This is a genomic window from Pseudescherichia vulneris NBRC 102420 (assembly GCF_000759795.1).
GTDB classification, from domain to species: Bacteria; Pseudomonadota; Gammaproteobacteria; order Enterobacterales; family Enterobacteriaceae; genus Pseudescherichia; species Pseudescherichia vulneris.
In genome coordinates this window covers 57366-83211 of sequence record NZ_BBMZ01000022.1, presented here as the reverse complement: position 1 = coordinate 83211, position 25846 = coordinate 57366, and the positions used below count along the sequence as shown (strand labels likewise).

The 25846-nt window shown below is 58.7% G+C and carries 18 protein-coding genes, 1 tRNA gene and 1 other RNA gene; 3 read left to right on the top strand and 17 right to left on the bottom strand.

The window, feature by feature from the left end; genetic code table 11:
- The first annotated feature begins 9 nt into the window (after positions 1 to 9).
- The 3 genes from bcsE to bcsG are packed head-to-tail and all read left to right on the top strand — an operon-like array spanning position 10 to position 3435.
- On the top strand, positions 10 to 1569 hold the full coding sequence (gene bcsE / locus EV102420_RS16810) for a cellulose biosynthesis c-di-GMP-binding protein BcsE (protein WP_072015290.1): 1560 nt from the start codon (positions 10 to 12) through the stop codon (positions 1567 to 1569).
- Complete coding sequence (gene bcsF / locus EV102420_RS16805; RefSeq protein WP_255211692.1) at positions 1569 to 1763, top strand: cellulose biosynthesis protein BcsF; 195 nt, start codon at positions 1569 to 1571, stop codon at positions 1761 to 1763. The genes bcsE and bcsF overlap by 1 nt, the downstream gene beginning before the upstream one ends.
- Positions 1756 to 3435 carry a cellulose biosynthesis protein BcsG gene (gene bcsG, locus EV102420_RS16800; protein ID WP_042394071.1) on the top strand — a complete coding sequence of 560 codons (1680 nt, stop codon included), beginning with the start codon at positions 1756 to 1758 and terminating at the stop codon, positions 3433 to 3435. Before bcsF ends, bcsG begins: the two co-directional genes overlap by 8 nt.
- Positions 3436 to 3573: 138 nt before the next feature.
- Here bcsG and EV102420_RS16795 read toward each other — a convergent pair whose 3' ends face one another.
- From EV102420_RS16795 to EV102420_RS16720, 17 genes are all read right to left on the bottom strand, one after another.
- Positions 3574 to 4581 carry a family 8 glycosyl hydrolase gene (locus EV102420_RS16795; protein ID WP_042394068.1) on the bottom strand — a complete coding sequence of 336 codons (1008 nt, stop codon included), beginning with the start codon at positions 4579 to 4581 and terminating at the stop codon, positions 3574 to 3576.
- A gap of 5 nt (positions 4582 to 4586) precedes the next feature.
- On the bottom strand, positions 4587 to 5072 hold the full coding sequence (bcsD, locus tag EV102420_RS16790) for a cellulose biosynthesis protein BcsD (RefSeq protein ID WP_255211691.1): 486 nt from the start codon (positions 5070 to 5072) through the stop codon (positions 4587 to 4589).
- Positions 5069 to 9049 (bottom strand): cellulose biosynthesis protein BcsC, encoded by a 3981-nt coding sequence (locus EV102420_RS16785; protein ID WP_042394062.1) that lies wholly within the window; start codon positions 9047 to 9049, stop codon positions 5069 to 5071. Before EV102420_RS16785 ends, bcsD begins: the two co-directional genes overlap by 4 nt.
- Before the next feature lie 14 nt (positions 9050 to 9063).
- On the bottom strand, positions 9064 to 11355 hold the full coding sequence (gene bcsB, locus EV102420_RS16780; protein WP_042394058.1) for a cellulose biosynthesis cyclic di-GMP-binding regulatory protein BcsB: 2292 nt from the start codon (positions 11353 to 11355) through the stop codon (positions 9064 to 9066).
- Complete coding sequence (bcsA, locus tag EV102420_RS16775; protein ID WP_052512381.1) at positions 11352 to 13460, bottom strand: UDP-forming cellulose synthase catalytic subunit; 2109 nt, start codon at positions 13458 to 13460, stop codon at positions 11352 to 11354. The genes bcsB and bcsA overlap by 4 nt, the downstream gene beginning before the upstream one ends.
- 18 nt (positions 13461 to 13478) lie before the next feature.
- Positions 13479 to 14282, bottom strand: a complete 804-nt coding sequence (bcsQ, locus tag EV102420_RS16770; RefSeq protein ID WP_042394056.1) for a cellulose biosynthesis protein BcsQ — start codon at positions 14280 to 14282, stop codon at positions 13479 to 13481.
- Entirely contained in the window at positions 14273 to 14800 is a 528-nt protein-coding gene (bcsO, locus tag EV102420_RS16765) for a cellulose biosynthesis protein BcsO (RefSeq protein WP_042394054.1), read from the bottom strand. Before bcsO ends, bcsQ begins: the two co-directional genes overlap by 10 nt.
- A 537-nt stretch (positions 14801 to 15337) precedes the next feature.
- Positions 15338 to 16354 (bottom strand): dipeptide ABC transporter ATP-binding subunit DppF, encoded by a 1017-nt coding sequence (gene dppF / locus EV102420_RS16760; protein ID WP_042394052.1) that lies wholly within the window; start codon positions 16352 to 16354, stop codon positions 15338 to 15340.
- The gene (gene dppD / locus EV102420_RS16755) at positions 16341 to 17333 is read right to left on the bottom strand and encodes a dipeptide ABC transporter ATP-binding protein (RefSeq protein WP_042394049.1); all 993 of its coding nucleotides are present in this window, start codon (positions 17331 to 17333) and stop codon (positions 16341 to 16343) included. The genes dppF and dppD overlap by 14 nt, the downstream gene beginning before the upstream one ends.
- Positions 17334 to 17344: 11 nt before the next feature.
- The gene (dppC, locus tag EV102420_RS16750) at positions 17345 to 18247 is read right to left on the bottom strand and encodes a dipeptide ABC transporter permease DppC (protein WP_042394047.1); all 903 of its coding nucleotides are present in this window, start codon (positions 18245 to 18247) and stop codon (positions 17345 to 17347) included.
- 9 nt (positions 18248 to 18256) lie between these two features.
- On the bottom strand, positions 18257 to 19276 hold the full coding sequence (dppB, locus tag EV102420_RS16745) for a dipeptide ABC transporter permease DppB (protein ID WP_042394042.1): 1020 nt from the start codon (positions 19274 to 19276) through the stop codon (positions 18257 to 18259).
- Positions 19277 to 19438: 162 nt separating this feature from the next.
- The gene (dppA, locus tag EV102420_RS16740) at positions 19439 to 21046 is read right to left on the bottom strand and encodes a dipeptide ABC transporter periplasmic-binding protein DppA (RefSeq protein ID WP_042394040.1); all 1608 of its coding nucleotides are present in this window, start codon (positions 21044 to 21046) and stop codon (positions 19439 to 19441) included.
- A 722-nt stretch (positions 21047 to 21768) separates the two neighbouring features.
- A non-coding RNA gene (locus EV102420_RS21590) (RtT sRNA) lies at positions 21769 to 21902 on the bottom strand.
- 34 nt (positions 21903 to 21936) lie between these two features.
- A tRNA-Pro gene (locus EV102420_RS16735) sits at positions 21937 to 22013 on the bottom strand.
- An 87-nt stretch (positions 22014 to 22100) separates the two neighbouring features.
- Positions 22101 to 23789: a kdo(2)-lipid A phosphoethanolamine 7''-transferase gene (gene eptB / locus EV102420_RS16730; protein WP_042394037.1), complete on the bottom strand. Its 1689-nt coding sequence runs from the start codon at positions 23787 to 23789 to the stop codon at positions 22101 to 22103.
- A 214-nt stretch (positions 23790 to 24003) separates the two neighbouring features.
- On the bottom strand, positions 24004 to 24435 hold the full coding sequence (locus EV102420_RS16725; protein ID WP_042394035.1) for an organic hydroperoxide resistance protein: 432 nt from the start codon (positions 24433 to 24435) through the stop codon (positions 24004 to 24006).
- 85 nt (positions 24436 to 24520) lie between these two features.
- On the bottom strand, positions 24521 to 25723 hold the full coding sequence (locus tag EV102420_RS16720; RefSeq protein WP_042394033.1) for an L-lactate MFS transporter: 1203 nt from the start codon (positions 25721 to 25723) through the stop codon (positions 24521 to 24523).
- Positions 25724 to 25846 lie beyond the last annotated feature (123 nt).

Below are 25846 nucleotides of genomic sequence, written 5' to 3'. Positions count from 1 at the left end.
AGAGACACCGTGAAGCCCATATTTACCCTTGGCATCCAGTCATTATGGGATGAGTTGAGCCACATGCCCTCTGGCGGAGTCTGGTGGGTCAACGCCGATCGCGAAGAGGATGCCATAAGTCTGGTCAATCATACCCTTGCTGCCCAGCATAAAAAAAGCCGGACGGCGCTGATTACTATGGGTAGCGATCCTAATAAAATTATTAATTTAGAGGCCGATCACGGTCCCGATAAAATCCATCTTTTTAGCATGCCTAATCATAAGGATGGCCTATCCTTTTTTACCCGCGATCTTTTGAGCGCTATTGACCCCCAACACTATTTCATGGTTTTACTCTGCGCCAATAATGCCTGGCAAAATATATCCGCCGACCATTTGCGCGGCTGGCTGGAAAAAATACACGGCTGGACAAAATATCACGACTGCACGCTGCTGATAGTTAACCCCGGCAACAATAATGATAAGCAATACTCATTTTTGATGAGTGAGTATCGCTCACTTTTTGGCCTGGCGAGCCTGCGTACCCAAGCCGATATACATCTCTATGACGTTGCCTTCTGGTTTAACGAAAAAGGCGTCAGCGCCCGCCAGCAGCTTATTGTTGAGCAAAATAACGGCAGCTGGAAAATAGCGCAGCAGGAGCAGGCGTCGGTGCAGCCGCGCAGCGATGAAAAACGTATCCTGAGTAATGTAATGGTATTAGAGGGCGCTCCGCCGCTTTCCGAACACTGGACGCTGTTTGATAATAACGAAGCCCTGTTTAGCGAGGCGCGAACCACTCAGGCGGCCACCATTATCTTCTCGCTGATGCAGAATAATCAGATTGAGGGGCTAGCCCGCCACATCCACACCCTGCGCCGTCAGCGCGGCAGCACGTTGAAAATCATCGTGCGTGAGAACAACGCCAGCCTGCGCGCCACCGACGAACGCCTGCTGCTGGGCTGCGGGGCGAATATGGTTATCCCCTGGAACGCACCCCTCTCCCGCTGCCTGACGCTGATCGAGAGCGTGCAGGGGCAACAGTTTAACCGCCCGGTGCCGGAAGATATCTCCGCCCTGCTAACCATGACCCAGCCTCTGAAGCTGCGCGGGTACCAGACGTGGGATACCTTCTGCGACGCGGTAAGTAATATGCTCAGCAATACGCTGCTGCCGACGGATGGCAGAGGCGTGCTGGTTGCGCTGCGTCCGGTGCCTGGCATCCGCGTGGAGCAGGCGTTGACCCTGTGCCGTCCTAACCGCGTGGGCGATATCATGACCATCGGTGATAATCGGCTGATGCTGTTCCTCTCCTTCTGCCGGATCAACGATCTGGATACGGCCCTGAACCATATCTTCCCGCTCCCTATTCCGGATATCTTCTCGAACCGGGTGGTGTGGTTTGAAGATAACCAGATCGCCGCCGAGCTGGTGCAGATGCGTGCCCTGGTGCCGGAGAAGTGGGGTAAACCGCTACCGGTGATCGACGGGCCCAACCCCATTCTTAACGCCGAGCATAACGGCCAGAGCTGGCGGCGCATTCCGCAGCCGCACCGGCTGCCCGGCGGGCCTTCGGAGCAGACATCATGATGCAGTTAAGCGATATCATTCAGCTGGTGGTGCTGTGTGCCCTGATCTTTTTCCCTCTCGGCTATATGACACGCCACTCTATTCGGCGCATCAAGGCCGTGCTTCGCATGCTGTTTATTAAACCGCGCTATGTAAAACCGGTTGGCACATGGCGCAGTGCTTCGACCGTCAAGGCAAAACAAAAAAATGACTAATCAAACCCTTAACGCCTCTACGCCCTCACCGCTGTGGCCATACTGGCGCGGCCTTGCCGGCTGGAACTTCTATTTCCTGGTGAAATTTGGTTTGCTGTGGGCAGGCTACCTTAACTTTCACGCGCTGTTAAACCTGGTGTTTATGGCGTTTCTGCTGCTTCCGCTCCCGCGGCGCAGCGTGCATCGCCTGCGCCACTGGATCGCCATCCCCATCGGTATTGCGCTCTTCTGGCACGACACCTGGCTCCCCGGCCCGCAGAGCATGCTCAGCCAGGGATCGCAAGTGGCTGGATTCAGCGCCGACTATCTGCTGGATCTCGTCACGCGGTTTATTAACTGGCAGATGATCGGCGGGATCTTTGTTCTGCTGGTGGCCTGGCTCTTCCTGGCGCAGTGGATCCGCGTTACCGTTTTTGTGGTAGCGATTATGGTCTGGCTCAACGTGCTGACCCTGACCGGGCCGACGTTCTCCCTGTGGCCAGCCGGTCAGCCGACTAGCACCGTTACCACCACCGGCGGCAACGCGGCGGCCACTATCGCTGCGGCGGGAGACAAACCGGTCGTTGGCGATATTCCCGCGCAGACCGCACCGCCAACCACCGCCAACCTCGACGCGTGGCTGAACAGCTTCTACACCGCTGAAGCGAAGCGCCAGATCCGCTTCCCGACCCAGCTGCCTGCTGATGCCCAACCGTTTGAGCTGCTGGTGATCAACATCTGCTCTCTGTCATGGGCGGACGTTGAGGCGGCGGGCCTGATGTCGCATCCGCTGTGGTCGCATTTCGATATTCAGTTCAAAAACTTCAACTCTGCCACCTCCTACAGCGGCCCGGCGGCAATTCGTCTCCTGCGCGCCAGCTGCGGTCAACCGTCGCACAAAAACCTCTATCAGCAGGCGGGCAACCAGTGCTACCTGTTTGATAACCTGGCGCAGCTCGGCTTCTCGCAGCAGTTCATGCTCGATCACAACGGCGTGTTCGGCGGCTTCCTGAAAGAGGTGCGTGATAACGGCGGCATGCAGGCTCCGCTGATGGATCAGACCGGTCTGCCGACCGCCCTGCTCTCCTTTGACGGCTCGCCGGTGTACGACGACACTGCGGTGCTCAACCGCTGGATGCAGTCCCAGGATGGAAAAGAGAACCAGCGTACGGCAACCTTCTTTAACCTGCTGCCGCTGCACGACGGGAACCACTTCCCAGGGGTGAGCAAAACGGCGGACTATAAGGTGCGCGCCCAGAAGCTGTTTGACGAGCTGGATGCGTTCTTTACCACGCTGGAAAAATCGGGCCGTAAGGTGATGGTGGTGATGGTGCCGGAGCACGGCGGCGCGCTGCAGGGCGACAAGATGCAGGTTTCTGGCCTGCGCGATATCCCTAGCCCGTCTATTACCAACGTTCCGGCCGGGATCAAGTTCTTCGGCATGAAGGCCCCGCATGAGGGCGCGCCGGTGGTGATCGATCAGCCGAGCAGCTTCCTGGCGGTATCGGATCTGGTTGCTCGTGCGGTGGACGGCAAGCTGTTTACCGAAGACACCGTTAACTGGGACAGCCTGACCAGCAACCTGCCGCAGACGGCGCCGGTGTCAGAGAACGCCAACGCCATTGTGATCCAGTACCAGAACAAACCGTACGTTCGTCTTAACGGCGGGGATTGGGTACCGTATCCGCAGTAATGCCACTGCGCCCGGCGGCGCATCGCTTGCCGGGCCTACGGATGGTGCATGTTTTGATGGAGGGTGCCGATATCGATGGAGGGCACCGACTTTGTAGGCCGGGTAAGCGCAAGCGCCACCCGGCTTTTTTATTGTCTGCTACCGCTGTTCCGCCAGCCAGGAGAGCATCTTCAGGCTGGCTGAATAATAGTCATCCTGGGCCGTAATCTGCGGCTCGCCGTTTTTTGTGCCGAGGGTGAGATCCCGCACCGCCAGCTGCCCTTCGTTCATATTATAAGGCGCGGCTTCGTTGGTGGTGACGTTTACCCAGGCCGGGGTCTGGCTGCGGCTGAATTTCTGCCACCAGCTGCGCCACGGCGTTAACAGGGCGCTGTTTGGATCCTGCCAGGCGATGTAGAGCGGAATACGTATCGCGTCATAGCTCATGCGCGGCGGCCACTCTTTGGCGGGCTGCATCTTGCCATCGGCAGCCAGCGCTACCCAGTCGGTAGGCAGATTCGCTTCGCCCCAGCCCATCTTACCCGTCAGGGTCTTCGCGTCACGGATCAGATCGCGCCATACCGTCAGGTGGCTGCGTTCGGCGAACGCCTGCCACGCCGGGAAGATAAAGTAGGAGGGGTTGAGGTTCACGTAGCTGTTGAGGTTGAACCCCTTAGCGCCCGGCAGCATCACGCGGTAGCCAGCGAAGTTGATCACCGTGTGGCTGACCAGCGCTTTGGTGATGGCGTCAGAGGCAGCTCCGTAACGCCCGTCGTGCCAGCGCGCATTGGCTTTTAAGAGTGCCCAGGCGATCAGCGCGTCGCCGTCGGTAGCGTCATTTTTATCGGGAATTGGGTCCGGCTCAACCGGATTATAACGCCAGTAGAACAGTCCGTTCTCTTTGTTTTTTAACGTCTTCTCCGTCCAGTCCCACATCTTGTCGAAGCTGGCGCGATCGTCATTGGCTACCGCCATCAGCATCGCGAAGCCCTGCCCTTCGGTATGGGAGACGTTTTTATTGCCGGTATCAACAATACGCCCGTCCGGCATCAGAAAGCGGGATTTGTAGGTATCCCAGGCGGTGCCTGCCTGAGCAAACGAGGCCGACAGCAGGCCTACCAGAATGACCGTCGCGGCAACAACGCGCTTGACCCTAGTTAAACTCATCGTGGCTAAACTCTCTGTGAATTGTGGTAACGGAACTGAACGTCGGTATGGGAAAACAGACGCTCGCGCTGGACGGTGACGTGTGCCCCGCCGCCTTGGGCCTGCAGCCAGCGAGCGTAGAGGCCCTCAAGTATCGCACAAAAGGCATGGCACCAGCCCTGCCGATCGTCATCGCGTCCCAGCGGGAGCCCCTGCTGACGCAGCAGCATGCCGCTTTCGCTGGCCTCAATATCGATAAAGCCCCAGTTGAACTGGCGCAGCAGGGCGTTGATATTCGCCTCCAGCTCGCCCACCGTTTCCGACTCAGGCAGCGGAAAACGCTCGGCCAGCGCCTCGCCCATCTGGCGCAGGAAGGGCTGGCTGTCCGTCTGGCCGACGTTACGCACCATGTTGTCGATCATAATCGTCAGCAGATCGAACCAGCCCGCTGGTGTCTGCTGCTGCTGAAAGTAGCTCATCAGCGGTGAATGTTGACCATTCTGGGTCATCAGTTGCCTCCTAACATATAGCGGAAGTAGAGCCCGGCGGTGCTTTCGTTATAGTTGCCGAACGTGTCATAGCCGACCTTGCCGCCTATTGTCATCTCTTTATTCACGTTGTAGTCCACGCCTGCCCGCACGGTGTAGCCGACGCCGCTCTCAGAGCTGCCGCCGTAGCGATAGTCACGCGCATAGCCAAGGTCGTAGAGATCCTTCAGCAGATCCTGTGCCTCGCCGCTGGTAGGGAAGTAGTCGCTGCTGTCCTGACTGTAGGATTGATAGCCGACCGAGCCGCCGACGTTCAGCTTCCAGTTGTCGATTTTCTGCGAGAAATCAACGGGGAGAGAGACGCTGACGTAGTTCTGCGGGCTAAAGTAGCCCCCCTGGCCATAGGTGTAGTAGCTGAGGTTTTTTGAGAAATCCATCCAGCTCACGTTCAGGCCGGTCTGTAACGCCCGGAAGTCATCGTGATACGGACGCAAATAGACCCCGGCGCTGGCGTTGATGCTGTTATTGCTGGCCACGTTCTCCCCAATGTAGCTATAGCCGCCACCATTGACATAGAAGCCCGCATCGCCATCGTCGTAGCCCAGCTGCACGCTGCCGCCGTTTTTCGTTACCCGGCCCCAGGTCTTGCCTGAGTAGGCATCCTTCATGCCGACGTAGGAGAGCAGGCTGTCGGTCACCGCCCGGCGCTCGCCTTTGAAAATAAGCGTCAGGTAGTCGGCCAGCTTCGGCGACCACTGCACGCCGCCCACCAGCGTGCTCAGATCCTGCCCGAGCGGCGTGGTGCCAATATCAACCCGATACTGCTCGCCGCTGAGCGCCATCGCCAGTTCAACGCCGTTGGCCTTTTGCGATTCAGTCGAGGAGCTGATGCGGTTGTCGAGGCTCGACTTAAAGTTCGACACGCTAAGCGCCTTCAGGCGGCCAGAGTCATACAGGCTGGCCAGGTTCGCCAGCCCTGCATCGGTCATCGGCGACAGATTTTCGCCGTTGTAGCCCAGCAGATCGCTGAAGTTTGCCGCCGTGGGGTCCGCTGCGTTCTCGGTATTATCAATCGACGAGGTAATGTTGCTGATGGCATTGTTGAGCGGATTGGTGCCGTAGCGACGCCATGCATCCCCCGAGGCGCTGCCCGCGCTGAGGGTAATCGGCGTGGCGGTAAATTCGAAGCGCGATTCACCAAACGGCGAGCTGGACCACGTTAGCGGCGCTTTGGCTTCGGTCAGCTTGCTGGTACCGGATTCGCCATCCCGGCCGCGGATCTCTACTCCGCCCTGCACCCACATGCCGGTTTTTTGCTGCAGATCCTGCATCATCTCATCAACCTGACGCAGGGTACGGCTCTGCACGGTTTCCATCGGCAGATCGGTGCGGGTCGTACCCGGCAATGTGCTGCCCGGCTCGCGTGCCGTCTGCGCTACCTGCCACGGCAGGGTATTTTCCTCGCTGTACGTTGAGCGCGACGCCATCTTGCTGTTGCCGACGAACGGGTTATCCGCCAGCAGCACGCCGTTGATGGTAGGCGTTGCGGCAGCGTTGGTGGACGCCATCCCCAGCAGCTTGCCTCGGGCGCTGCGCAGGTAGGTCATCGCCTGCTGGTGGTTGCCTTTCGCCTCCTCCAGCCGGGCCAGCAACAGCATGCGATCCGCCGAGCTGTCGTTGCGCAGACCACTGGCAAGCGTCTGCGCTTTCTCGACGTTGTTCTCTGCCAGCGCCACATCAATCGCCCCCACGCGGGCAGCCTGATCGTCGGTATCCCGGGTGATCAGGTAGTCGTAGACCACCCCGGCCTCTTTATTCATCTTGCCGGTCTGATAGAGGCGGGCCATGGCGAACATCAGATCGGTATTCTGCGGATCGCTCTGCATCGCCCGCATCAGCTTGTCATAGGCTGCGGCATAGTTGCCCTGCTCGCGCAGCTGGTCGGCCTCGTTGATCACGTAGCCGTTGCGGATCCCCGCCAGCTGCGTGGGCGTGCTGCGCGCCTGAAGCTCCGGGTTGGCAAGAAAGGCCTGCGCCTCGTTGTCTAACCCGGCTTTGTTCAGAACCGTAACCTGATCGGCGTAGTCTCCGGCATTGCCCTGCACGCCCTGGCGCAGGTTTTCCCGCACCAGCGCCACCGCGCCGCTGAGATCCCCACTCTGGGCCAGCAGCTTCGCCAGCTTGCCCGCATCCACCGGGCTTTCCGGGGGGCGATTCGTCAGGGTTTTTAGCGTGTTGGCGGCAGCAACGTTATTGCCCTGGGCCAGGTAGCGCTCGGCGGTAGCCAGCTGCAGGTTGTAGTTTACCCTCTGGGCCAGATCGCGCATCTGCCCATTCTGGCTGGCGGGCGCAATGCGCGACAGCAGGGTTTGCGACTGCTGCCATGCCCCGTTTTCGCTGGCGAAAAGCGCTGCCGCGTAGAGCGAGCTGGCCCCCGCGCCGTTGCGCGCCGCCGGTGCCATCACCGTGCTGGCTTCGTCGCCGCTGCCGCTCTTTTGCAGCAGGCGAGCCAGATCGAGACGCAGCCACGGATCGTCCGGCAGGCGGCTAATGCCCTGCTGGAGGATAGCGATAGCCTGCTGGGTGTTGCCCGCTGCGGCGGCCTGCTGGGCCTGACGACGGATGGGATCGCCCGGCAGGCCAGTGACGATACGCGGCTGGAGCTTCGCCTGTAGGCTAGCGGGCAGCGTGCGCAGCATCGCCTGGGCCTCGTCAGACTTGTTCTGCTCCCGCAGGACGTAGAAGAGGTTCTCCCTGGCGGCAGCGTTTTGCGGCTGATCGTTTAACACCGCGCGCAGCGCCTGCTCTGCCTGAGGATAGTCTTTGTTATGACGCAGGACGTCGGCACGGAACAGCTTCGCCGCCGTGCCACGCTCGCCGCTCTGCTGGGCCAGCGGGGCAGAGAGAGCCAGCGCCTGGCTGACGTTGCCCTCTTTGAGCGCCTGCTGCGCCTCGGCGAGCTGGCCATAGAAGGCCGCATCCTCTGCCTGGGTTTTGCGCTCCGCCGAGGCGTCGCCACCCTGGCTGGCGGCGCGGTTCAGGTACTGCGAGGCTGCTTTGTAGTCGCCGTTGCGCTGGGCGATGTAGCCCAGCCCGGCCAGGGCGTCGGCATCTTCAGGGTTGGTTTGCAGCACCTGCTCAAACTGGCGCTTCGCCGAGCCGGTATCGCCGCTGTTGAGAGCGGTAAAGCCCTCGCCCTTCGCCGCACCGCCGACGTTTTTCCGGTAGTAGGCCTGGACGTCGCCGTCCTGAGGGTGGCGCTGGAGGAAGTTATCGTACAACCGTTCGTCGCCCGCCTGCGGCCCCAGCCACAGTAGGGCCTGACGCAGGCCGTCATCCGCCTCGCGGCTGCCGCTGGCCATCGGCTCCAGCAGGGCAATCCCGTCCCGGCGGGTCTCTTCCCGCCACGTCAGCATTTTACCCAGCGCGACCCGCGCCGCGTTGTCCTGCGGGTTCTCAGCCACGAAACGCTGAAGCTCCCCTACCGCCTGCGGGTAGAGCGACTTGTCGCTGCCCATGGTCAGGTAGTACTCCGGGGCCAGGCTTGGCGGCGGCGTATCGCCGTTAAACATGCTGCGCCAGGTAGCCAGCGCTGCCGGAACGTTGCCGCTGCGCGCCTGCTGGCGGGCTAACGTCAGCTGCCCCTGAGGCACCTGCGCCAGCTGTTTGGCATTATCCAGCGCCTGTAATCCGGCGTCAGCGGGCGCCACGGCGGCAAGTCGAGCACGCCACTGGGCGGCGGTTTGCAGATCGCCGTTTTGCTGCGCCCAGAGCGCCATTAGGTAGAGCGCCTGGGTATTGTTGGCATCCACCATCAGCACTTTTTTCAGCGACTCGCTCGCCAGATCGTCATGCGACTTCTCATGCCAGTAGTTAGCCTGGTCAAACAGCGCCTTCAGCGCCGCATCGTTTGGTGCGGCCTGGGCCTGGCTTACTGCGCCGAGCGTCAGCGCCCCCGACAGGCAGAGGGTAGATAACCGGCGGGCGGTTTTAATGGTCATTGTTGTCACCCTGTTCACTCTCCATCCTGCGGATCCAGCCGCTTGCGCGCCCGTTTTTTCAGTAGGGCATACAGCGCCAGCCCGACAATGATGCTGAAGCACAGCCCCAGCACCGCCAGCAGCCCAGAGTGCTGGTTGGCATACCAGATCACCATCAGGTGCATCGGCATCTCGCCGCGCGGGTACTGTGCCCCAACCCGGAAGCTGCGCACGCCGTTTTCGTTGGTGATGATGGCCGCGTCGCCGCGAATGCCAGCGTTAATCTTCGGCGAGGTGAGATCGCTGTGCAGCCGCGAGAGCTGGTCGTCGCTGCTGCCGATAGCGGTCACCACCGTGCGTCCGCTGCTCCACGGCGAGCGGAAGCTGACGAAGCCGCGCCAGGCCTCGTTTGACGAGAAGTAGCGATCGGCCTCAAGACCGTCCGCGTTCCAGTCCCCGGTCATCCAGCGCTGGATCCTCTGCCACTGGGTCGGCTCGCGGACGCTAAGCAGGCTGTCGTGGGCCACAAATGGCGAGCTTTTTAGCAGCTCGCGGTTGAAGTCGTGCTGATCCAGCCCGGTCACTGCCAGCACGTCGCGATCCCGCAGCAGTTCGAGGTTGGACCCCGCAGTGGGTATGCCCAGCACCACGCGGTTGTGGCTCAGCGCCGTCCCGGTGGCGTTACCGGAGCGGGCCGCCATATCAAGCAGCGTTCCAACCTGGGTCTCGGTGGGTTTCTCCGGCAGCAGCAGCACGGTTTCTGAGTAGTCTGCCAGCCGTGTGAAGGGGAAGGAGGCCCCCACGAAGTAGGAGAGGTTCGGCAGCAGCGCAAAGTGGCGGGTGTGGCTCAGGTCGATCCACGAGTCATCATCCACTCGGCTTTTGATGTTGTTGTTCAGCAGCACGCTGCACGGCGCGCTCTCCTTTGGCACGATGTTGAAGTAGAGCGACAGCTGGTTGTCGCCGTAGATCATGTACGGCTCCAGCGGCATGTCGAACTGCTCCTGCCGCGCGTCGCCGCCCATTTTGTGCCACAGCGTCTCCAGCGCCCCCTGCTTGTTAACCGGCAGATTGTGCAGGAAGGTGTCGTTCATGGTCATGCTGAGCCAGGAGCGATCTTCATCAATCCAGCTCTCCGACGGGAAGCGGTAGCCGATGCGCAGCGGAATGGTCTCTCCATCCCAGAGGAAAAGATCCGGCGCGGCACGGAAGGCGACCCGCAGCGCATCGTGCCAGATCCCGTTCACGGTCATACTTTGATCCTTGCGGATCAGCTCTGAGAGCTTCACCGGACGATCCGTGGGGATCCAGCGCGGCGCGTCGTAGGGCTTGCTCACCGGGATCGACTCGCCTTCCACGGTAACGCTCGGGGTTTGCAGGGCGAAGTTATCCCGCGTCAGACGCCAGGCCGCCGCCCGCAGAGCGCGATCGTCGCTGCCCACCACCAGCAGCAGCTTGTAGGTGGGGTTCGCCGGATTATCAATAATGCTCAGCGTCGGCGCGGTGCCAGGGGGCAGGGTCAGGCCGCCGATGCGCTCGCCAGGGTGACCGACCAGAATGCCGTTCTTCTCCGGCAGGCGATCGGTGAGGGCGGCGAACGAGACGCCGCGATAGTCTGCCTGGATGCCCATCCACGAGGAGATCAACGCCGCCGCGCTGATGGTGTCCGCCGTCAGCTTCGCCGGGAAGGCAAAGGCGATGGTGGCAGGCGTCATCTGCATGCTGTCAAAGAAGGGGCGCGGGAAGTGGCTGAGATCGGAGCCGATATCCAGCTGTTGGCCCTCAAGGCTAAACTTCGAGTCCGGCAGGATAGTCACGCGATACTTATCCGTGAGATCGCGCTGGCACATCATCGCATCGCCGTCGTTGATCTTGAAGCTGATGGTATTGCTGGAGACCAGCAGCGCCGCCGGCACGTCCAGCTGGAAGCGGGAGACGTCGCTGTCGGCGGCCCCCAGCGGCACGGTGCCCAGCGGCTGGCCGTTGAGCATCAGCTGCATCGTGGCGTTACGGGTCGCCATCGCCGGGGAGACCTTCAGGTTCAGCGCCAGCTGGGCGTTGGTGATCACCTGGCTCACCGGCAGGGTAAACGCCACTCCGCCCTGCAGCTGGCCGCCGCTGAGGACGATCCCCTGCGGCTGGCCCATCTGCGCCAGCGAGATATCGCTCACCACCGACGGAATGAACGCCGTCGGGGCAGGCGTCGGGCTTGCCACCGGCGGAGGCAGATCCAGCGGCAGCAGATCGGCGGGCATGGTCTCTTCCCCATACAGCGGGGTAATAAACAGCGCGCTGGCCAGCAGTGCCAGCGTGGTTAAACGCCTCATACGCTGCTCTCCTCTTGCGCCGCCTTCAGCACCGCACGCTGGCGGCGGTTTTCACGGCGCGACTTCCACGTCAGCCAGAAGAGGTCAAACACGCAGCGCATAATGGTCAGCATCGAGCGGAACGGATTGTCCTGCGGGCGCGGCGGCTGGATCCACGCATCGGCGCGGGAGAGCACCACCCGTACCAGCTCGCGGCGGCGGGAGAGCGGAATATCTTCAAACATCAGGCGCACATAGGCATCGTCGGCGGCAATAGTTTTCACCGGAATGCTGATCGCTCCCGACTGCAGCAGCAGCTCAATCTCTTCGATCTCATCGCTCAGATGACGGTCGTCCGGGACGGCAACGCGGCAGCCGCCCATGGAGAGGTCAGCGGTCTCGCTGCGGGACGAGATGCCGCTGGCGTAGTGGATCAGCGCCGGGATTTTTACGTCGATGCGGATTGTTTTCCGCGTCTGGCGCGTTTCCCGGGCAACGGCGATCGCCGCCAGCAGGAAGATCAGGCTGTAGATGCCCCAGCCAACGTTAAGGGCGATAACCTTCGGATCGACGGCAAAGTGGTCATAGGCGAAGGCGCGAACGATACCCCAGACCACGGCAATCATCAGCAGGAAGGCGATCACCAGATGCGGGCGCACGACGCTGAAGTCAAAGTAGCCGACGTTGAGCAGGCCGCCCTTATCGGTCACGTTAAACTTGCCGCGCTTCGGGAAGAGCATGGTCACCACGGTGGGCAGGACGATATGGAAGGCCAGCACCAGATCGTAGATTTCTCCCCAGAAGCTGTAGCGGTAGCGCCCGTTCAGCCGCGAGTTGAGGTAGATCGACAGGAACAGGTGCGGCAGCGCATAGGCAAACACCAGGCTCGCCGAGGAGTAGATGATGTTGAGGTTAAACAGCAGGTAGGCCAGCGGCGCGGTCAAAAAGATAATGCGCGGGATGGCGAACTGGTAGTAGAGCATCGCGCTGAGGTAGCACAGGCGTTGCTGGAAGGTCAGGCCGCGACCAAACAGCGGGTTGTCGAGGCGGAAGATCTGCGTCATGCCGCGCGCCCAGCGGGTACGCTGGATGATGTGCAGCACCAGACGCTCGGTGGCAAGCCCGGCGGCCAGCGGAATATCGATAAACGCAGAGCCCCAGCCCAGACGCTGCATTTTCAGCGCGGTATGAGCATCTTCGGTCACCGTCTCTACCGCAAAGCCGCCAATCTCCTCCAGCGCGCTACGGCGGATCACCGCACAGGAGCCGCAGAAGAAGGTGGCGTTCCAGTTATCGTTACCCCGCTGGATCGGGCCATAGAACAGCATCCCTTCGTTGGGGATATTGCGGCCCACGGAGAGGTTGCGTTCAAAGGGATCCGGCGAGTAGAAGAAGTGCGGAGTCTGCACCAGCGCCAGCTTGGGATCCTTCAGGAAGCCGCCGACGGTGGCCTGCAGGAAGATACGCGTCGCGACGTGGTCGCAGTCAAAGACGCAGATCAGCTCCCCGTTGGTGAGCTTCATGGCGTGGTTAAGGTTGCCCGCTTTGGCGTGTGAGTTATCGTTACGGGTGATATACCCCACCCCAACGTCGGCGGCAAACATGGCAAACTCGCTACGCTTGCCGTCGTCGAGGATATAAATTTTCATTTTATCCTTGGGGTAATCGATGCACTGCGCCGCCAGCACGGTGTCGCGCACCACGTCCAGCGATTCGTTATAGGTGGGGACGTAGACGTCAACGGTCGGCCACAGGCTCATGTCCTCCGGCAGCGGCACGATCTCGCGCTTCAGCGGCCAGATGGTTTGCAGGTAGTTCAGCAGCAGCATTACCCAGACGTAGAGATCGGCAAGGAACAGGCCGATGCCCAAGATAGTCTCTATCTCAGAGTTAAAGTGCAGGGTCTGGGTAGCGCGAAAGTAGATATAACGCGTCGACATCAGGAACGACATCACCACCATGATCACGGAGATGCTGCGCTTTTTGCTGTAGCCCATTAAAAACAGAATGCCGATGCTGATCAGGCCAAAGAGATACTGCTTCTGGCTATCCATTGGCGTGATGACCACCAGCACGGCGGCAGGCGCCAGCGCCAGGATCAAAAGATAAAACAGGAACTTTTTCATTGTTCGCCCTGGCGAAAATTAGAATCCAGACATCTTTGGCTGGCTGTGAACGGTGCCGTCGCCGACCCTCACGCCCAGAATATTGGTCACCTTTCTGGCAATCAGCTCGATATCAAACGCCGCCGCCGAGGCCGGGCTAAAATCGAAAATTGACTGCTGGGAGGCGTTGGCCTCGATCACGCTCTCATCACGATGCACCACGCCAATCAGGCGCTCGCCCAGCCGCTGCTCCATAAAGGCAGTCACGTCGCGGCTGATCTGGCGACGGTTATCGCTCTGATTCAGCACTACGTAGTAGCCCGCCTTGCGGTTAAGCACGTCACCGGTTAACCGGTTATTTTCCACCTGCGGCAGCAGGGAGAGGGAGGCGGTATCGGCCAGCAGCGAGACCAGGTGCAGGTCGGCCAGCCGCGACAGCGCTTTTAGCGCCGGCGAGGGGCCGGGCGGGAAGTCGGCAATAATAATTAGCCCAGGGTAGTTAAGCAGGGTACTCAGACCGCGCAGCAGGAAGTGCTCATCCTGTACCAGACGCGCTTCAAAGGCTTCGCGCTGCGGTTCGGTCGCATCGCCGTAGGGCAGAACGAAGATGTTGCCGCCCGCCGAGAGCACAAACTGGCTCCAGTCGGGGGATTCAGCTGCTTTCGCTACGAAGCCGCGGCCGTCAGAGGGCGGGACGCCGAAGTGCAGGCGCAGCGCGTTCTGCACATCAAAATCAATCGCCAGCACTTTATTGCCCGCACGCGACAGCGCATAGGCCAGGTTCGCCGTCATGGTTGTTTTTCCCACCCCACCCTTTGGGGAACAGACACAGATCAACGGCATGAAGCGATCCTTTCTAACAGCGATTTCAACGGCTGGTTTTTTTCAACGGCGGGCTTCGTCTCGGCGGCTTTAGGCGCAAAGAGCTGGGAGAAATTCACGGGTGCGGCGACGGCGGGCGCGGGAGCCGGGATCGGCGCGGGCATCGGCACAGGTTCGGCTGCCGGGATCGGTGCCGCAGGCACGAGTGCAGGGGCAGCGGGCGGCGTAGCCAACTGGGCGGCAACGCTCTGAAAAATCGGTGGCGCGGCATTAGGCAGCGGAGCCGGGGCGAGCGCTGCTGGCGCAGCAAACGGCTGCTCTTTTAGAACAAAGGTATCCGCATCAACAGACTGCGGAACCGGCAGCGAGACATGGCCGCCCATCGCCAGCGCGGACTCTTCGGTCGCAGGAGAGAGCTGGTTGATAATGGCCCAGTTGCCGTAGTCATGCGCGAGGTTTTGCGACGAGAAGTCTTTAAAATCGTGTTGCTGTGTGTGAGTCTTGTCTTTAAACCTCTGCAAATCATCATAATTATTCATTTCTATGCTCATGATTTACAAATAAAAAAAAGGCCCATCACCGTGTTAACCAACGTGGCTATTCATCGGTAAGGGTCTCGAATTTTATTCTGTGTTGATACGGCAGCCGTTAGCCGTCTTCCGTATGTTTAATTATTACGTCTTTATATGACTGCTCTACGACTTTCGACCTATTTACAGCAGTAATATAAGGATTTGCGGGACACATGCTATCTGTTTTTGCCGTAAAAACCAGCAAAGCTTTAAATAGTGAATAAGCGGCAAGCAACTGGAATATAATTCTCATTTAAAGCAAATTAGACTTTGGGAAGGGGTTATTTAACGCGGTTTTTCAGCTTAATAGATTGAATAAGATAGTTCTTAATTTAATAATTAGTTACCCTGTGAAATATTTTGAAATACTTTAGCACAGGATTAGGCCACTGTTTCCGTCATGCCTGATGGCGCTACGCTTATCAGGCCTACGACGCCTTAGCCTTTAGAAATAAAAAAACCGGAGGCCAGGCTCCGGTTTTTTAAAATGGAAAATCAAACGACTCAGACAGGGTTGATTGGCTTCTCGCCATTCTCATCCTGATCTACCGCGAAGCAGGCCACCAGCTGGCCGCCGTACGATTTCAACTGCGGCTGAAGCTGGGTGCAGGGACCAAAGCGACGACGGCAGCGGGCGCTGAAGGCGCAGCCCGGCGGCGGATTCAGCGGGCTAGGCAGCTCGCCGGTCAGCTTGATACGCTCCCGACGATCGTCCGGATTCAGACGCGGCGTCGCGGAGAGCAGTGCCTGGGTGTACGGATGACGCGGATTGCTGAAAATCTGCTCCTTGGTGCCCTTCTCTACGCAGCGGCCGAGGTACATCACCATCACTTCATCGGCAATGTGCTCTACCACCGACAGATCGTGAGAGATAAACACATAGGAGAGACCCAGGTCCTGCTGCAGATCCATCATCAGGTTCAGCACCTGCGCACGCACGGAGACGTCGAGCGCCGAGACCGGCTCATCGGCAATCACCACGTCCGGATCGAGCATCAGGCCGCGGGCAATCGCAATACGCTGACGCTGGCCGCCGGAGAACATGTGCGGGTAGCGATCGTAATGCTCGGTCTTCAAGCCCACCTTCGCCATCATCGACAGCGCTTTTTCACGCAGCTCTGCTTTGCTGAGGTTGCTGTTGATCTGCAGCGGCTCTTCCAGGATCTGGCCCACTTTCTTACGCGGGTTCAGTGAACCGTAGGGGTTCTGGAAGACAATCTGAATCTTCTGCCGACGCAGCTTCTGCGCCTGCGGATCGTGCTTAAGCAGATCCTGGCCCTGATAGTAGAGCTCACCGCCGGTGGGCGTCTCAATCATGGTCAGCAGACGGCCCAGCGTGGATTTACCACAGCCGGATTCGCCCACCACCGCGAGGGTTTTCCCGCGTTCGAGAGAGAACGATACGCCGTCCAGGGCTTTTACCAGGCGCTCCGGGGCAAACAGCCCTTTCTTCACCGGGTAGTGTTTTTTCAGGTCAATAGCCTGCAACAGCACAGGGGTTGTGGCCTCATGCGTACTCATAGTTAGGCCTCCCGGCATCATCGAGTGGATAGTGACATTTTGAGCGACGTCCATTGTCCACCAGGTTCAAGCCTGGCTCTTCGACGCGGCATTTATCCGTAGCATACGGGCAGCGCGGATTGAGCAGGCAGCCGGTCGGGCGATCGTATTTACCCGGCACCACGCCTGGCAACGAGGCCAGACGCGCTTTGTCCTGGGCAAACTCAGGCAGCGCACGCAGCAGCGCCTGGGTATAGGGGTGACGCGGCGCGCGGAAGATCTCGTGCGAACTGCCAGACTCGACGACCTGGCCCGCATACATCACGATGATTTTGTGTGCCGCTTCGGCCACCAGCGCCAGATCGTGAGTAATCAGGATCAGCGCCATGTTCTCTTTCTGCTGTAGCTCCAGCAGCAGCTCAATGATCTGCGCCTGGATAGTCACGTCCAGCGCGGTGGTCGGCTCATCGGCAATCAGCAGCTTTGGCTGACAGGCGATGGCCATCGCAATCATCACGCGCTGGCTCATCCCGCCGGAGAGCTGGTGCGGATAGACGTCAAGACGCGACGCCGGGTCCGGAATGCCGACCTGGTTTAGCAGATCGATAGCCCGCTGACGACGGGTGCGTTTGCTGCCGCCCTGATGCACCTTAATGGCTTCCATAATCTGGAAGCCAACCGTGTAGCACGGGTTAAGGCTGGTCATCGGGTCCTGGAAGATCATCGCGACGTCGGCACCCACCAGGTTACGACGCTCTTTCTCCGAGATGCGCTTCAGATCCTGGCCGTTAAACTCCAGCTTCTCTGCCATCACCCGGCCTGGGAAGTCAATCAGGCCCATAATCGCCAGCGAGCTGACGGATTTACCGGAACCGGATTCCCCGACAATGCCCACCACTTCGCCCTGCTCAACGCTATAGCTTACGCGGTCTACGGCACGGAACGGTGTCCCTTCGTCGCCGAAGTGCACCGACAGTTGATCAATATTCAATAACGCCATTCTCGTGCCTCTTACTGCTTCAGTTTGGGATCGAGCGCATCACGCAGACCGTCACCCATCAGGTTAAATGCCAGCACCGTCAGCAGGATCGCCAGACCCGGGAAGGTCACGACCCACCAGGCACTCTGTGCGAACTGCAATACGTCGGAGAGCATGGTGCCCCACTCCGGCGTTGGCGGCTGCGCACCCATGCCAAGGAAGCCAAGGGCGGCCATATCGAGAATGGCGTTAGAGAAGCCGAGCGACGCCTGAACGATCAGCGGCGCAAGGCAGTTGGGTAAAATATTGACGAACATCTGGCGCATCGCACCCGCCCCCGCCACGCGCGAGGCGGTAACGTAGTCGCGGTTGACCTCAACCAGCACGGCGGCACGCGTTAAGCGCACGTAGTGCGGCAGCGCCACGAAGGTCAGCGCCAGCGAGGCGTTGACGATCGACGGGCCGAAGATAGCCACCAGCACCAGCGCCAGCAGCAGACTCGGCAGCGCCAGCATGATATCGACCACGCGCATGATGATGTTATCAACGAGGCCGCCGAAGTAGCCCGCCACCAGACCGAGCACGACGCCCATGATCAGCGACAGGACCACCACCAGACAGCCCACCAGCAGTGACAGGCGTGCACCGTACATCAGACGCGACATCACGTCGCGGCCCACGTCGTCGGTACCAAGGATGTGCGCCCAGCTACCGCCTTCCTGCCACACGGGCGGCGACAGCAGCGAATCACGGAACTGATCCGCCGGGTTATACGGGGCAATCCAGTTGGCAAAAATGGCAATAATAAGCACCACCACCACGTACACCAGGCCCACAACTGCGCCTTTGTTGCGTTTGAAGTAGTGCCAGAACTCCTGCATCGGCGTCATTGGCACCGGTGCAGAGACAACTTTATCTTGAGTAACTTGTGACATGATGGCCCCTTACTTCTTATGCCGAATACGCGGGTTCACCACGCCATAGAGCAGATCGACCAGCAGGTTGACGAGGATGATCATCGTCGCTACCAGCAGTACCCCACCCTGCACCACCGGATAGTCGCGGCGTTGCAGCGCGTCAATCAGCCAGCGGCCCAGTCCCGGCCAGGAGAAGATGGTTTCGGTCAGGATTGCCCCGGCCAGCATCGTTCCCACCTGCAGGCCGATAACGGTCACCACCGGCAGCATGGCGTTACGCAGGGCGTGAACGATAATCACGCGCATGCGGGTCAAGCCCTTGGCGCGGGCGGTACGGATGTAGTCTTCACCCAGCACCTCCAGCATCGCTGAACGGGTCATACGAACGATGACCGCCAGCGGGATCGTGCCCAGCACGATCGCAGGCAGGATCATATGCGCCAGCGCATCGATAAAGTTGCCCTCTTCGCCCCAGATGGCGGTGTCGATCAGCATAAAGCCGGTGAGCGGATTGCTGTCGTCGAGGAAGACCATATCGCTGACGCGCCCGGAAACGGGGGTCAGGTTGAGCTGCACCGAGACCAGCATGATCAGCATCATGCCCCACCAGAAGATCGGCATGGAGTAGCCGGTCAGGGCCAGACCTACGGCGGTGTGGTCAAAAATGGAACCGCGCTTCACGGCGGCGAGCACGCCCACCGGAATACCCACGGCCACGGCAAAAATCATGGCGCAGACACCGAGCTCCAGCGTCGCTTGAAAACGCGGCACGAACTCTTCCCACACCGGAAGACGGCTTTTCAGTGAAATCCCTAAGTCGCCGTGCAAAACGCCCCAAACGTAGTTGACGTACTGCTGCCACAGCGGCTTGTTGAGGCCCAGCTCAGCTAACAGCTGCGCATGGCGCTCGGGGGAGATACCACGCTCACCCGCCATGATCATCACCGGGTCACCGGGGATCATATGGACAAAGGCAAAGGTGAGAAGGGTGATACCGATAAACGTCGGGATAACTAATCCCAGACGTCGGAGGATGAACTGCAACATAACCCGGATTCTCTCTGATGACGCACGCCCAGTGACGTGACGTCTGTATTGCTCACAAATCTAACGCCGGGTGGCGCTACGCTTACCCGGCCTACACTCGTAGGCCCGCGCAAGCGTAGCGCCGCCGGGCATGGGGTGCAGTCGCACCCCTTACGCTTTTTATTATTCGACAGACACGTTTTCGAAGTGGTGTTTGCCTAATGGATCAACAACGTAGCCTTTCACCTCTTTACGCACTGGCTCGTACACGGTGGAGTGAGCGATGATCAGCGCCGGAGCCTGATCGTGCATCACCACCTGAGCCTGTTTGTAGAGCTCAATACGCTTGTTGTGATCGTCCGCAGCGCGTGCCGGCTGGATCAGATCTTCAAACGGCTTGTAGCACCAGCGAGAGTAGTTAGAGCCTTGTTTTGCCGCATCGCAGCTGAACAGGGTGGCGAAGAAGTTGTCCGGATCCCCATTGTCCCCGGTCCAGCCCATCATCACTGCCTGGTGCTCGCCTGCTTTAGCACGCTTCAGGTACTCGCCCCACTCGTAGGTGACGATTTTGGCCTGCACGCCAATCTTCGCCCAGTCAGCCTGAATCATCTCAGCCATACGGCGAGCGTTCGGGTTGTATGGACGCTGTACCGGCATTGCCCACAGCTCAACGGTGAAGCCTTTATCCTGACCGGCTTCTTTCAGCAGCTGCTTCGCCTTCTCTACGTCGTAACTATAATCCTTAACGTCGTCGTTATAGCCCCACATGGTCGGCGGGATCAGGTTTTTCGCCGCGGTGCCCGCGCCCTGGTAAACGGCCTTGATGATCGCCTCTTTGTTGACCGCATAGGTCAGCGCCTGGCGTACTTTCACATCATCAAACGGTTTTTTCTCGGTGTTGAAAGAGAGGTAGCCCACGTTCAGGCCCGCCTGCTCCATCAGGGTCAGGTTTTTATCCTGCTTCATACGCGCGATGTCAGCCGGGTTCGGATACGGCATGACCTGGCACTCGTTTTTCTGCAGTTTTGCATAGCGTACAGAGGCATCAGGCGTGATGGAGAAGACCAGACGGTCGATCTGCGGCTTGGTGCCCCAGAAGCCTTCAAACGCTTTGTACAGGATGCGGGAGTCTTTCTGGTACTGCAGCAGCTGGAACGGACCGGTACCGATTGGGTTGAGGTCCACTTTCTCCGGCGTGCCGGCTTTCAGCATGTTATCTGCATACTCTTTGGACATGATAGACGCGAAGTCCATCGCCAGGTCAGCCAGGAACGGGGCTTCCGGACGCGAGAGAATAAACTGAACGGTATGATCGTCCACTTTTTTCACTTCGCTAATCAGGTCCGGCAGGCCCATGCCTTCGAAGTATTCGTAGCTGCCGCCAGAGACTTTATGGTACGGGTTGTTCGCGTTTTTCTGACGGTCGAAGGAGAACACAACGTCGTCAGCGGTAAGCTCACGCGTCGGTTTAAATTCTTTATTGTCCTGCCATTTTACGCCCTGACGCAGATGGAAGGTGTAGGTCTTACCGTCTTCGCTGACGTCCCACTTCTCAGCCAGGCCCGGGATGACTTCGGTGGTACCGATTTTGAACTCAACCAGACGGTTATAGATAGGTACTGAGCTGGCATCGTAGGTTGTACCAGACGTAAAGAGCTGCGGGTTAAACCCCTCCGGCGAGCCTTCAGAACAGTAAACCAGGGTTTTTGCCTGCACACTTGCTGCGACAGTCAGAGCCACCAGGCTGAGACCAAGCTTCAGCATCCCTGACTTCTTCAAGGAAATACTCATTATTCTGCTCCAATGTGATATGTGTTGTTTACCCGTTGCAGCGGGTATAACCGACAAACCTTTATTTATTTTTTACCGGTCTGGTCGGCGGTGCCCAAAGGCAGCTTAAGGGGAGGTGATTCCTTTCAAAAGGTTGACTGAGTTGCAGTGCAGATTCTCCGTGAAATGCCCCTCATGCCCTACAATCTGTCAACAGAATGTCAAAACGTCAATACAGGTAACCGGGTTTTACATCGAAGGTGAGAATTAACAAACAAAGCGTAAAAAAAGCGCAATCCGCTATTTCCAGCAGAGAAATTTGTGCTATGGCCTGGATGGCAGAACGATTAACTCCTCAGACCATCTGAACCAGCGTTTTACATTAGCAAATATTGTGAAAAAATTCTGACAGGATGATGAATATCTGAGCTATTAATACCGCGAACGTTAAAACGCACAGCGGAAAATGCTGCATTAGTCATAAGCAACGCGAAAAAAGATTCATCTATGTATAAATAAATACAATGGAATATGTCACAAAACGGTTAACAAACGACGTGAAAAGCCGGCGGGATATAACGCCCGGCGGCGCAAGCTTGCCGGGCCTACCGAGTGCACGGTTTTGCACTTGTAGGCCGGGTAAGGCGGAGCCGCCACCCGGCGAAAACGATGCAGACCAGAGCAGGGAGTTCAGCCAGGCACAAATGCAAAAAGCCTGACCGTAAGGTCAGGCTTTTCAAATTTGGTCGGTGATAGAGGATTACTCGTCACTTTGTGACTCGCCCTTCGGGCCGTTGCTGGCGCAACGTTCCCTCGCGCTGCTCGGGTCGAACCTCCCTGCCCCCGGAGGTTCTCATCCTCATGGGCACAAATGCAAAAAAGCCTGACCGTAAGGTCAGGCTTTTCAAATTTGGTCGGTGATAGAGGATTCGAACCTCCGACCCCTTCGTCCCGAACGAAGTGCGCTACCAGGCTGCGCCAATCACCGAATGCGGGGCGCATCTTACTGCTGGCAACCCCAAGCGTCAATCCCTTATTCTAAAAAAGCCCTTCGATCGGTGAGAAACTCACCGTCTTAGTTCGCTTTTGCAGTCTTGTCCGGCACTCGACACCAGTTGTTGTTCTGGTTGATCCCGCCGTCCGGCGAGGTGTAGCCCAGACAGCCCATAATGGTGTCATACAGCTCAACGTGACGGCGTGGCACCTTCATCGCCGCCTGCTGCTTGAGCTGGGCAAACATCTTCGCTTTCTCCGGGTTCTCCAGATACTTGTCAGACATCCACACCATCATCGGCACGCGGAACTGCTCTGGCGGGGCCATATTGCGCGGCGTACCGTGCAGGTGCTCATGCTCGTTGATCGACTCACCGTGGTCGGCGGCGTAAAAGACGATCGCCTTCTTATCCCGCACCTGATCGATAACCTTGGTAATAAAGCTGTCGACGTAGGTAACCGAGTTGTCATAGGCGTTGATCAGCTCCTGCTTGCTGCACTCCTTATCAATGCCCACACACTCCGGGGTCCACTGCGCATAGCTGCGCGGATAGCGCTGCACATAGTTGTAGTGCGACCCTTTGGTATGCAGCACAATCAGATGCTTACCGGTTGGGTTGTTCTGCAACGCAATATTGGTCTCATCCAGCAGCAGCATGTCGTCCACATGCTTGCCCCGGTTGCGCGGCTCAGCGCCGATCTGCTCGCGGTAGCTGATGTTGTCTGCCATGGTGTTGCTGTAGAACCACATCTCGCTCTGCATCGCATAGAGATCCGAAGCGAAGCCGAGCTGCTTGAGTACCGCAAAGATATTCTGCTCCTTCAGGGTACGCTGTGGATTCTCATCCGCCCCGCCCTGCCGGACAAACATACAGCGCAGCGAGAGCTTGGTCGCCGTATCGCAGGAGTAGCCGCGGAACGCCGCCAGGTTCTTCTCCTGAGCAAGCTTAGGCGTGGTGTTACGCTCGTAGCCGAAGATACCCATATGATCCCAGCGGGTGGTCTCACCGATGATAAAGATCACGGTGGTATCCTCCAGGTCTTTAGGCGGTACATAGGTGAACTTCGTTGCCGGGTTCATCAGCGACTTGTTGTCCGAAGACTCATCTACCTGCGCCCAGGCGTAAAGCCCCAGCGCCGACAGCCAGTTGGACGGCAGATAGGAGTTCGCCACTACGCCGCCGTAGCTCGGCATATCCACGCCGGTGCTGCGTTCGACCTTCTTCTGCTGCATATCCATCAGACGGATCGGCCCCCAGACCATCAGCCCGGCCAGGATCACCAGCGTCACGCTGCGCAGGCGCTGTCCTGGCGTGCGCAGCTGGCGCAGCAGGGTATAGCGGCAGCGGTTGCTCCAGATAAACAGCAGCGGCAGCGCGCTGACGGCCACCAGCCAGATCACAAAGTGCAGGCCCACCACCTCTTTCGAGAGGTCGATATCCGTGGTCATCACCGAGGCAATGATGCCGTAGCCAATCACCACGTTCAGGAAGGTCATGTAGTAGCTGGCCCCGGCGGAGAACAGCACCAGCAGGGTGGCCAGCACGCGCCAGGCACGGCGGCCCAGCAGCGAAAGCACACGCAGTAAAAAGAAGGTGATCAGTACCGTGCCGAAGAGCTCAATCGCCACGGCGCAGGCTTTGGAAAAGGTAAAATCTTGTGCATAGCTGTCAAAGCGGCGGAAGAAGACGGCGCAGTTCATAAACAGGCCGATGTATAACGCCAGCAAGAAGCTAAGCCTCTGCTGCGTCATGATTTTGATATATCTCATGCAAGCTGCCCTGTAAAAAGGGAATCAATAAAAGCACCTACATACTGTGTCTTTCACCAGCAGGCAGGTTAATAGAGTGCGATGGAAGTCAAACCAGGTAACTTCTTAAAGCGCGGGATAGTAGACCACAAGGCTTCAAAAAAGTGTCATGGGGAATGTGATCCGGTCGGATATTTACAAAAATATGACCGGATCGAGAGAGGCAGAAAAAAGATTAAGAGGTGATGACGTTCAGGGTAACGTCGATGTTATCGCGGGTGGCGTTAGAGTACGGGCAAACAACATGCGCCTTCTGTACCAGCTCTTCCGCTTCCTGACGGTCCATGCCCGGCAGGTGAATATCCAGCTGGGCCTCAATACCAAAACCGGTCGGGATCGGTCCGATACCTACCTGCCCTTCTATATAGGCATCCTGTGGAATTTTCTTCTGCTCTTGCGAGGCGACGTGCTTCAGTGCGCCAAGGAAGCAGGCCGAGTAGCCTGCTGCAAACAGCTGCTCCGGGTTGGTCGCTTCGCCACCTGCCCCGCCCATCTCTTTGGGTACGCCGAGTTTAATATCCAGCACGCCATCAGACGAGACAGCGCGGCCATCACGGCCGCCGGTTGCTTTTGCTTTCGCGCGGTAAACCACTTTTTCTAAAGACATAGGGTGACTCCTTTTTGTTGGAAGCGCTAATCACTAAAGATAGTCGCTGTCACCCGTCCCGGGAGGATTACCGCACGAAAAGCCCTTAGGCATGTACCTGTTTGTACACTTTGCTCTGCGGCTGGCGAATGGTGGTAGAGAGCGCCAGAGAGACGATCAGCAGGGCAAAAATCACGCAGAAGGTGATGAAGAAACCACCGAACAGCGAGGCGATAATCGAGCCGCAGATGCTGCCGATACCGAAGCCTAAGTAGATCACGCCGTAGTTTTTCGCCAGGTTGTTCAGGCCGAAGAATTCGCTTACCAGCGACGGGAACACGGTGATGGTGCCGCCGAAGTTAAAGGCGACGCAGGCGATGGCGGCGAAGAAGGTCATCGCATTGAGCGGAGCAAACAGCAGCGCGGCCATGCCCACCAGCGAAACCACCTGGCCGAGGGTAATCACCCGGATACGAGCAATCTTGTCAGAGAGGATACCCAGCACCAGACGACCCGTCAGGTTCGCGATAGCAATCACCGTGACCGCGTTGGCTGCGGTAGCCATATCCAGATGCACCATGCCCTGGGCGATATCTTTTGCCACGCCAATGACATACAGGCCGCTCATGCAGGCGGTCAGGAACATCACCGCCAGCATCCAGTACTGCGGTTTACGCATTGACTGTGCAAGGGTGAAGTCGTTTTCAACCACGCCGTTGGTCATGGTGACTTTCTGCTGCGGTGCGTCTTTCATCAGCATCGCGCCGAACAGGATCATACCCATCACGATTGCGCCCCAAATCATAAAGGTGCTCTCCAGGCCAACGGTCGCCAGCAGCTGGCTGTCGATAAACTTGAAGCCGAGGCTGCCAAGCCCGTAGGAGCCAATGGCGAAGGCCGAGATCAGCCCTTTACGCTCCGGGAAGTATTTTACGCAGTTGGAGAGGGTCAGCAGGTAGCCTGCGCCATCGGCCAGGCCGACCAGCACGCCGGCGCTGAGCCAGAGCATCATCAGGTTGTTCGCATGCGCGGTGAGCATTAAGCCAACGCCCAGCAGGACGCCGGAGGCCATCGTGACGCGCTTAACGCCAAAACGCTCCTGCAGCTTCCCGGCTACCGACGAGGAGATCGCCAGGCCCAGGCTGAGCAGACCAAAGGAAAAGGCGACCTGGCTTACCGGCTCATCGAGCTTGTCTGCCAGGGCGCTGTTAAACAGGCTCCATGTGTAGACCGATCCTAAAGCAAACTGGGTGATGATGGTGCCGACCAGGGTTAGCCAGCGGGTGCGATTTGCGGTTGATGTGTTCATGGCAGTCTTCCTGCATAAGGAAATTAAGAAACTCTCTGCCGTCAACGATAGCGAAGCGCATTTCATGCCGGGTGAAAAAAGGCATGAAATGCAGCAAGGAGGGAATGAAATGCCTTGGAGAGG

Bases quoted from the DNA above. Each gene is read 5' to 3' on its own strand.
- bcsA (WP_052512381.1), bottom strand. From the start codon at position 13,460: ATGAAAAAGTTCCTGTTTTATCTTTTGATCCTGGCGCTGGCGCCTGCC.
- EV102420_RS16720 (WP_042394033.1), bottom strand. From the start codon at position 25,723: ATGAACACATCAACCGCAAATCGCACCCGCTGGCTAACCCTGGTCGGC.
- dppF (WP_042394052.1), bottom strand. From the start codon at position 16,354: ATGAGTACGCATGAGGCCACAACCCCTGTGCTGTTGCAGGCTATTGAC.
- EV102420_RS16725 (WP_042394035.1), bottom strand. From the start codon at position 24,435: ATGTCTTTAGAAAAAGTGGTTTACCGCGCGAAAGCAAAAGCAACCGGC.
- dppD (WP_042394049.1), bottom strand. From the start codon at position 17,333: ATGGCGTTATTGAATATTGATCAACTGTCGGTGCACTTCGGCGACGAA.
- dppB (WP_042394042.1), bottom strand. From the start codon at position 19,276: ATGTTGCAGTTCATCCTCCGACGTCTGGGATTAGTTATCCCGACGTTT.
- dppC (WP_042394047.1), bottom strand. From the start codon at position 18,247: ATGTCACAAGTTACTCAAGATAAAGTTGTCTCTGCACCGGTGCCAATG.
- bcsO (WP_042394054.1), bottom strand. From the start codon at position 14,800: ATGAATAATTATGATGATTTGCAGAGGTTTAAAGACAAGACTCACACA.
- bcsQ (WP_042394056.1), bottom strand. From the start codon at position 14,282: ATGCCGTTGATCTGTGTCTGTTCCCCAAAGGGTGGGGTGGGAAAAACA.
- dppA (WP_042394040.1), bottom strand. From the start codon at position 21,046: ATGAGTATTTCCTTGAAGAAGTCAGGGATGCTGAAGCTTGGTCTCAGC.
- bcsB (WP_042394058.1), bottom strand. From the start codon at position 11,355: ATGAGGCGTTTAACCACGCTGGCACTGCTGGCCAGCGCGCTGTTTATT.
- bcsF (WP_255211692.1), top strand. From the start codon at position 1,569: ATGCAGTTAAGCGATATCATTCAGCTGGTGGTGCTGTGTGCCCTGATC.
- EV102420_RS16795 (WP_042394068.1), bottom strand. From the start codon at position 4,581: ATGAGTTTAACTAGGGTCAAGCGCGTTGTTGCCGCGACGGTCATTCTG.
- eptB (WP_042394037.1), bottom strand. From the start codon at position 23,789: ATGAGATATATCAAAATCATGACGCAGCAGAGGCTTAGCTTCTTGCTG.
- bcsG (WP_042394071.1), top strand. From the start codon at position 1,756: ATGACTAATCAAACCCTTAACGCCTCTACGCCCTCACCGCTGTGGCCA.
- EV102420_RS16785 (WP_042394062.1), bottom strand. From the start codon at position 9,049: ATGACCATTAAAACCGCCCGCCGGTTATCTACCCTCTGCCTGTCGGGG.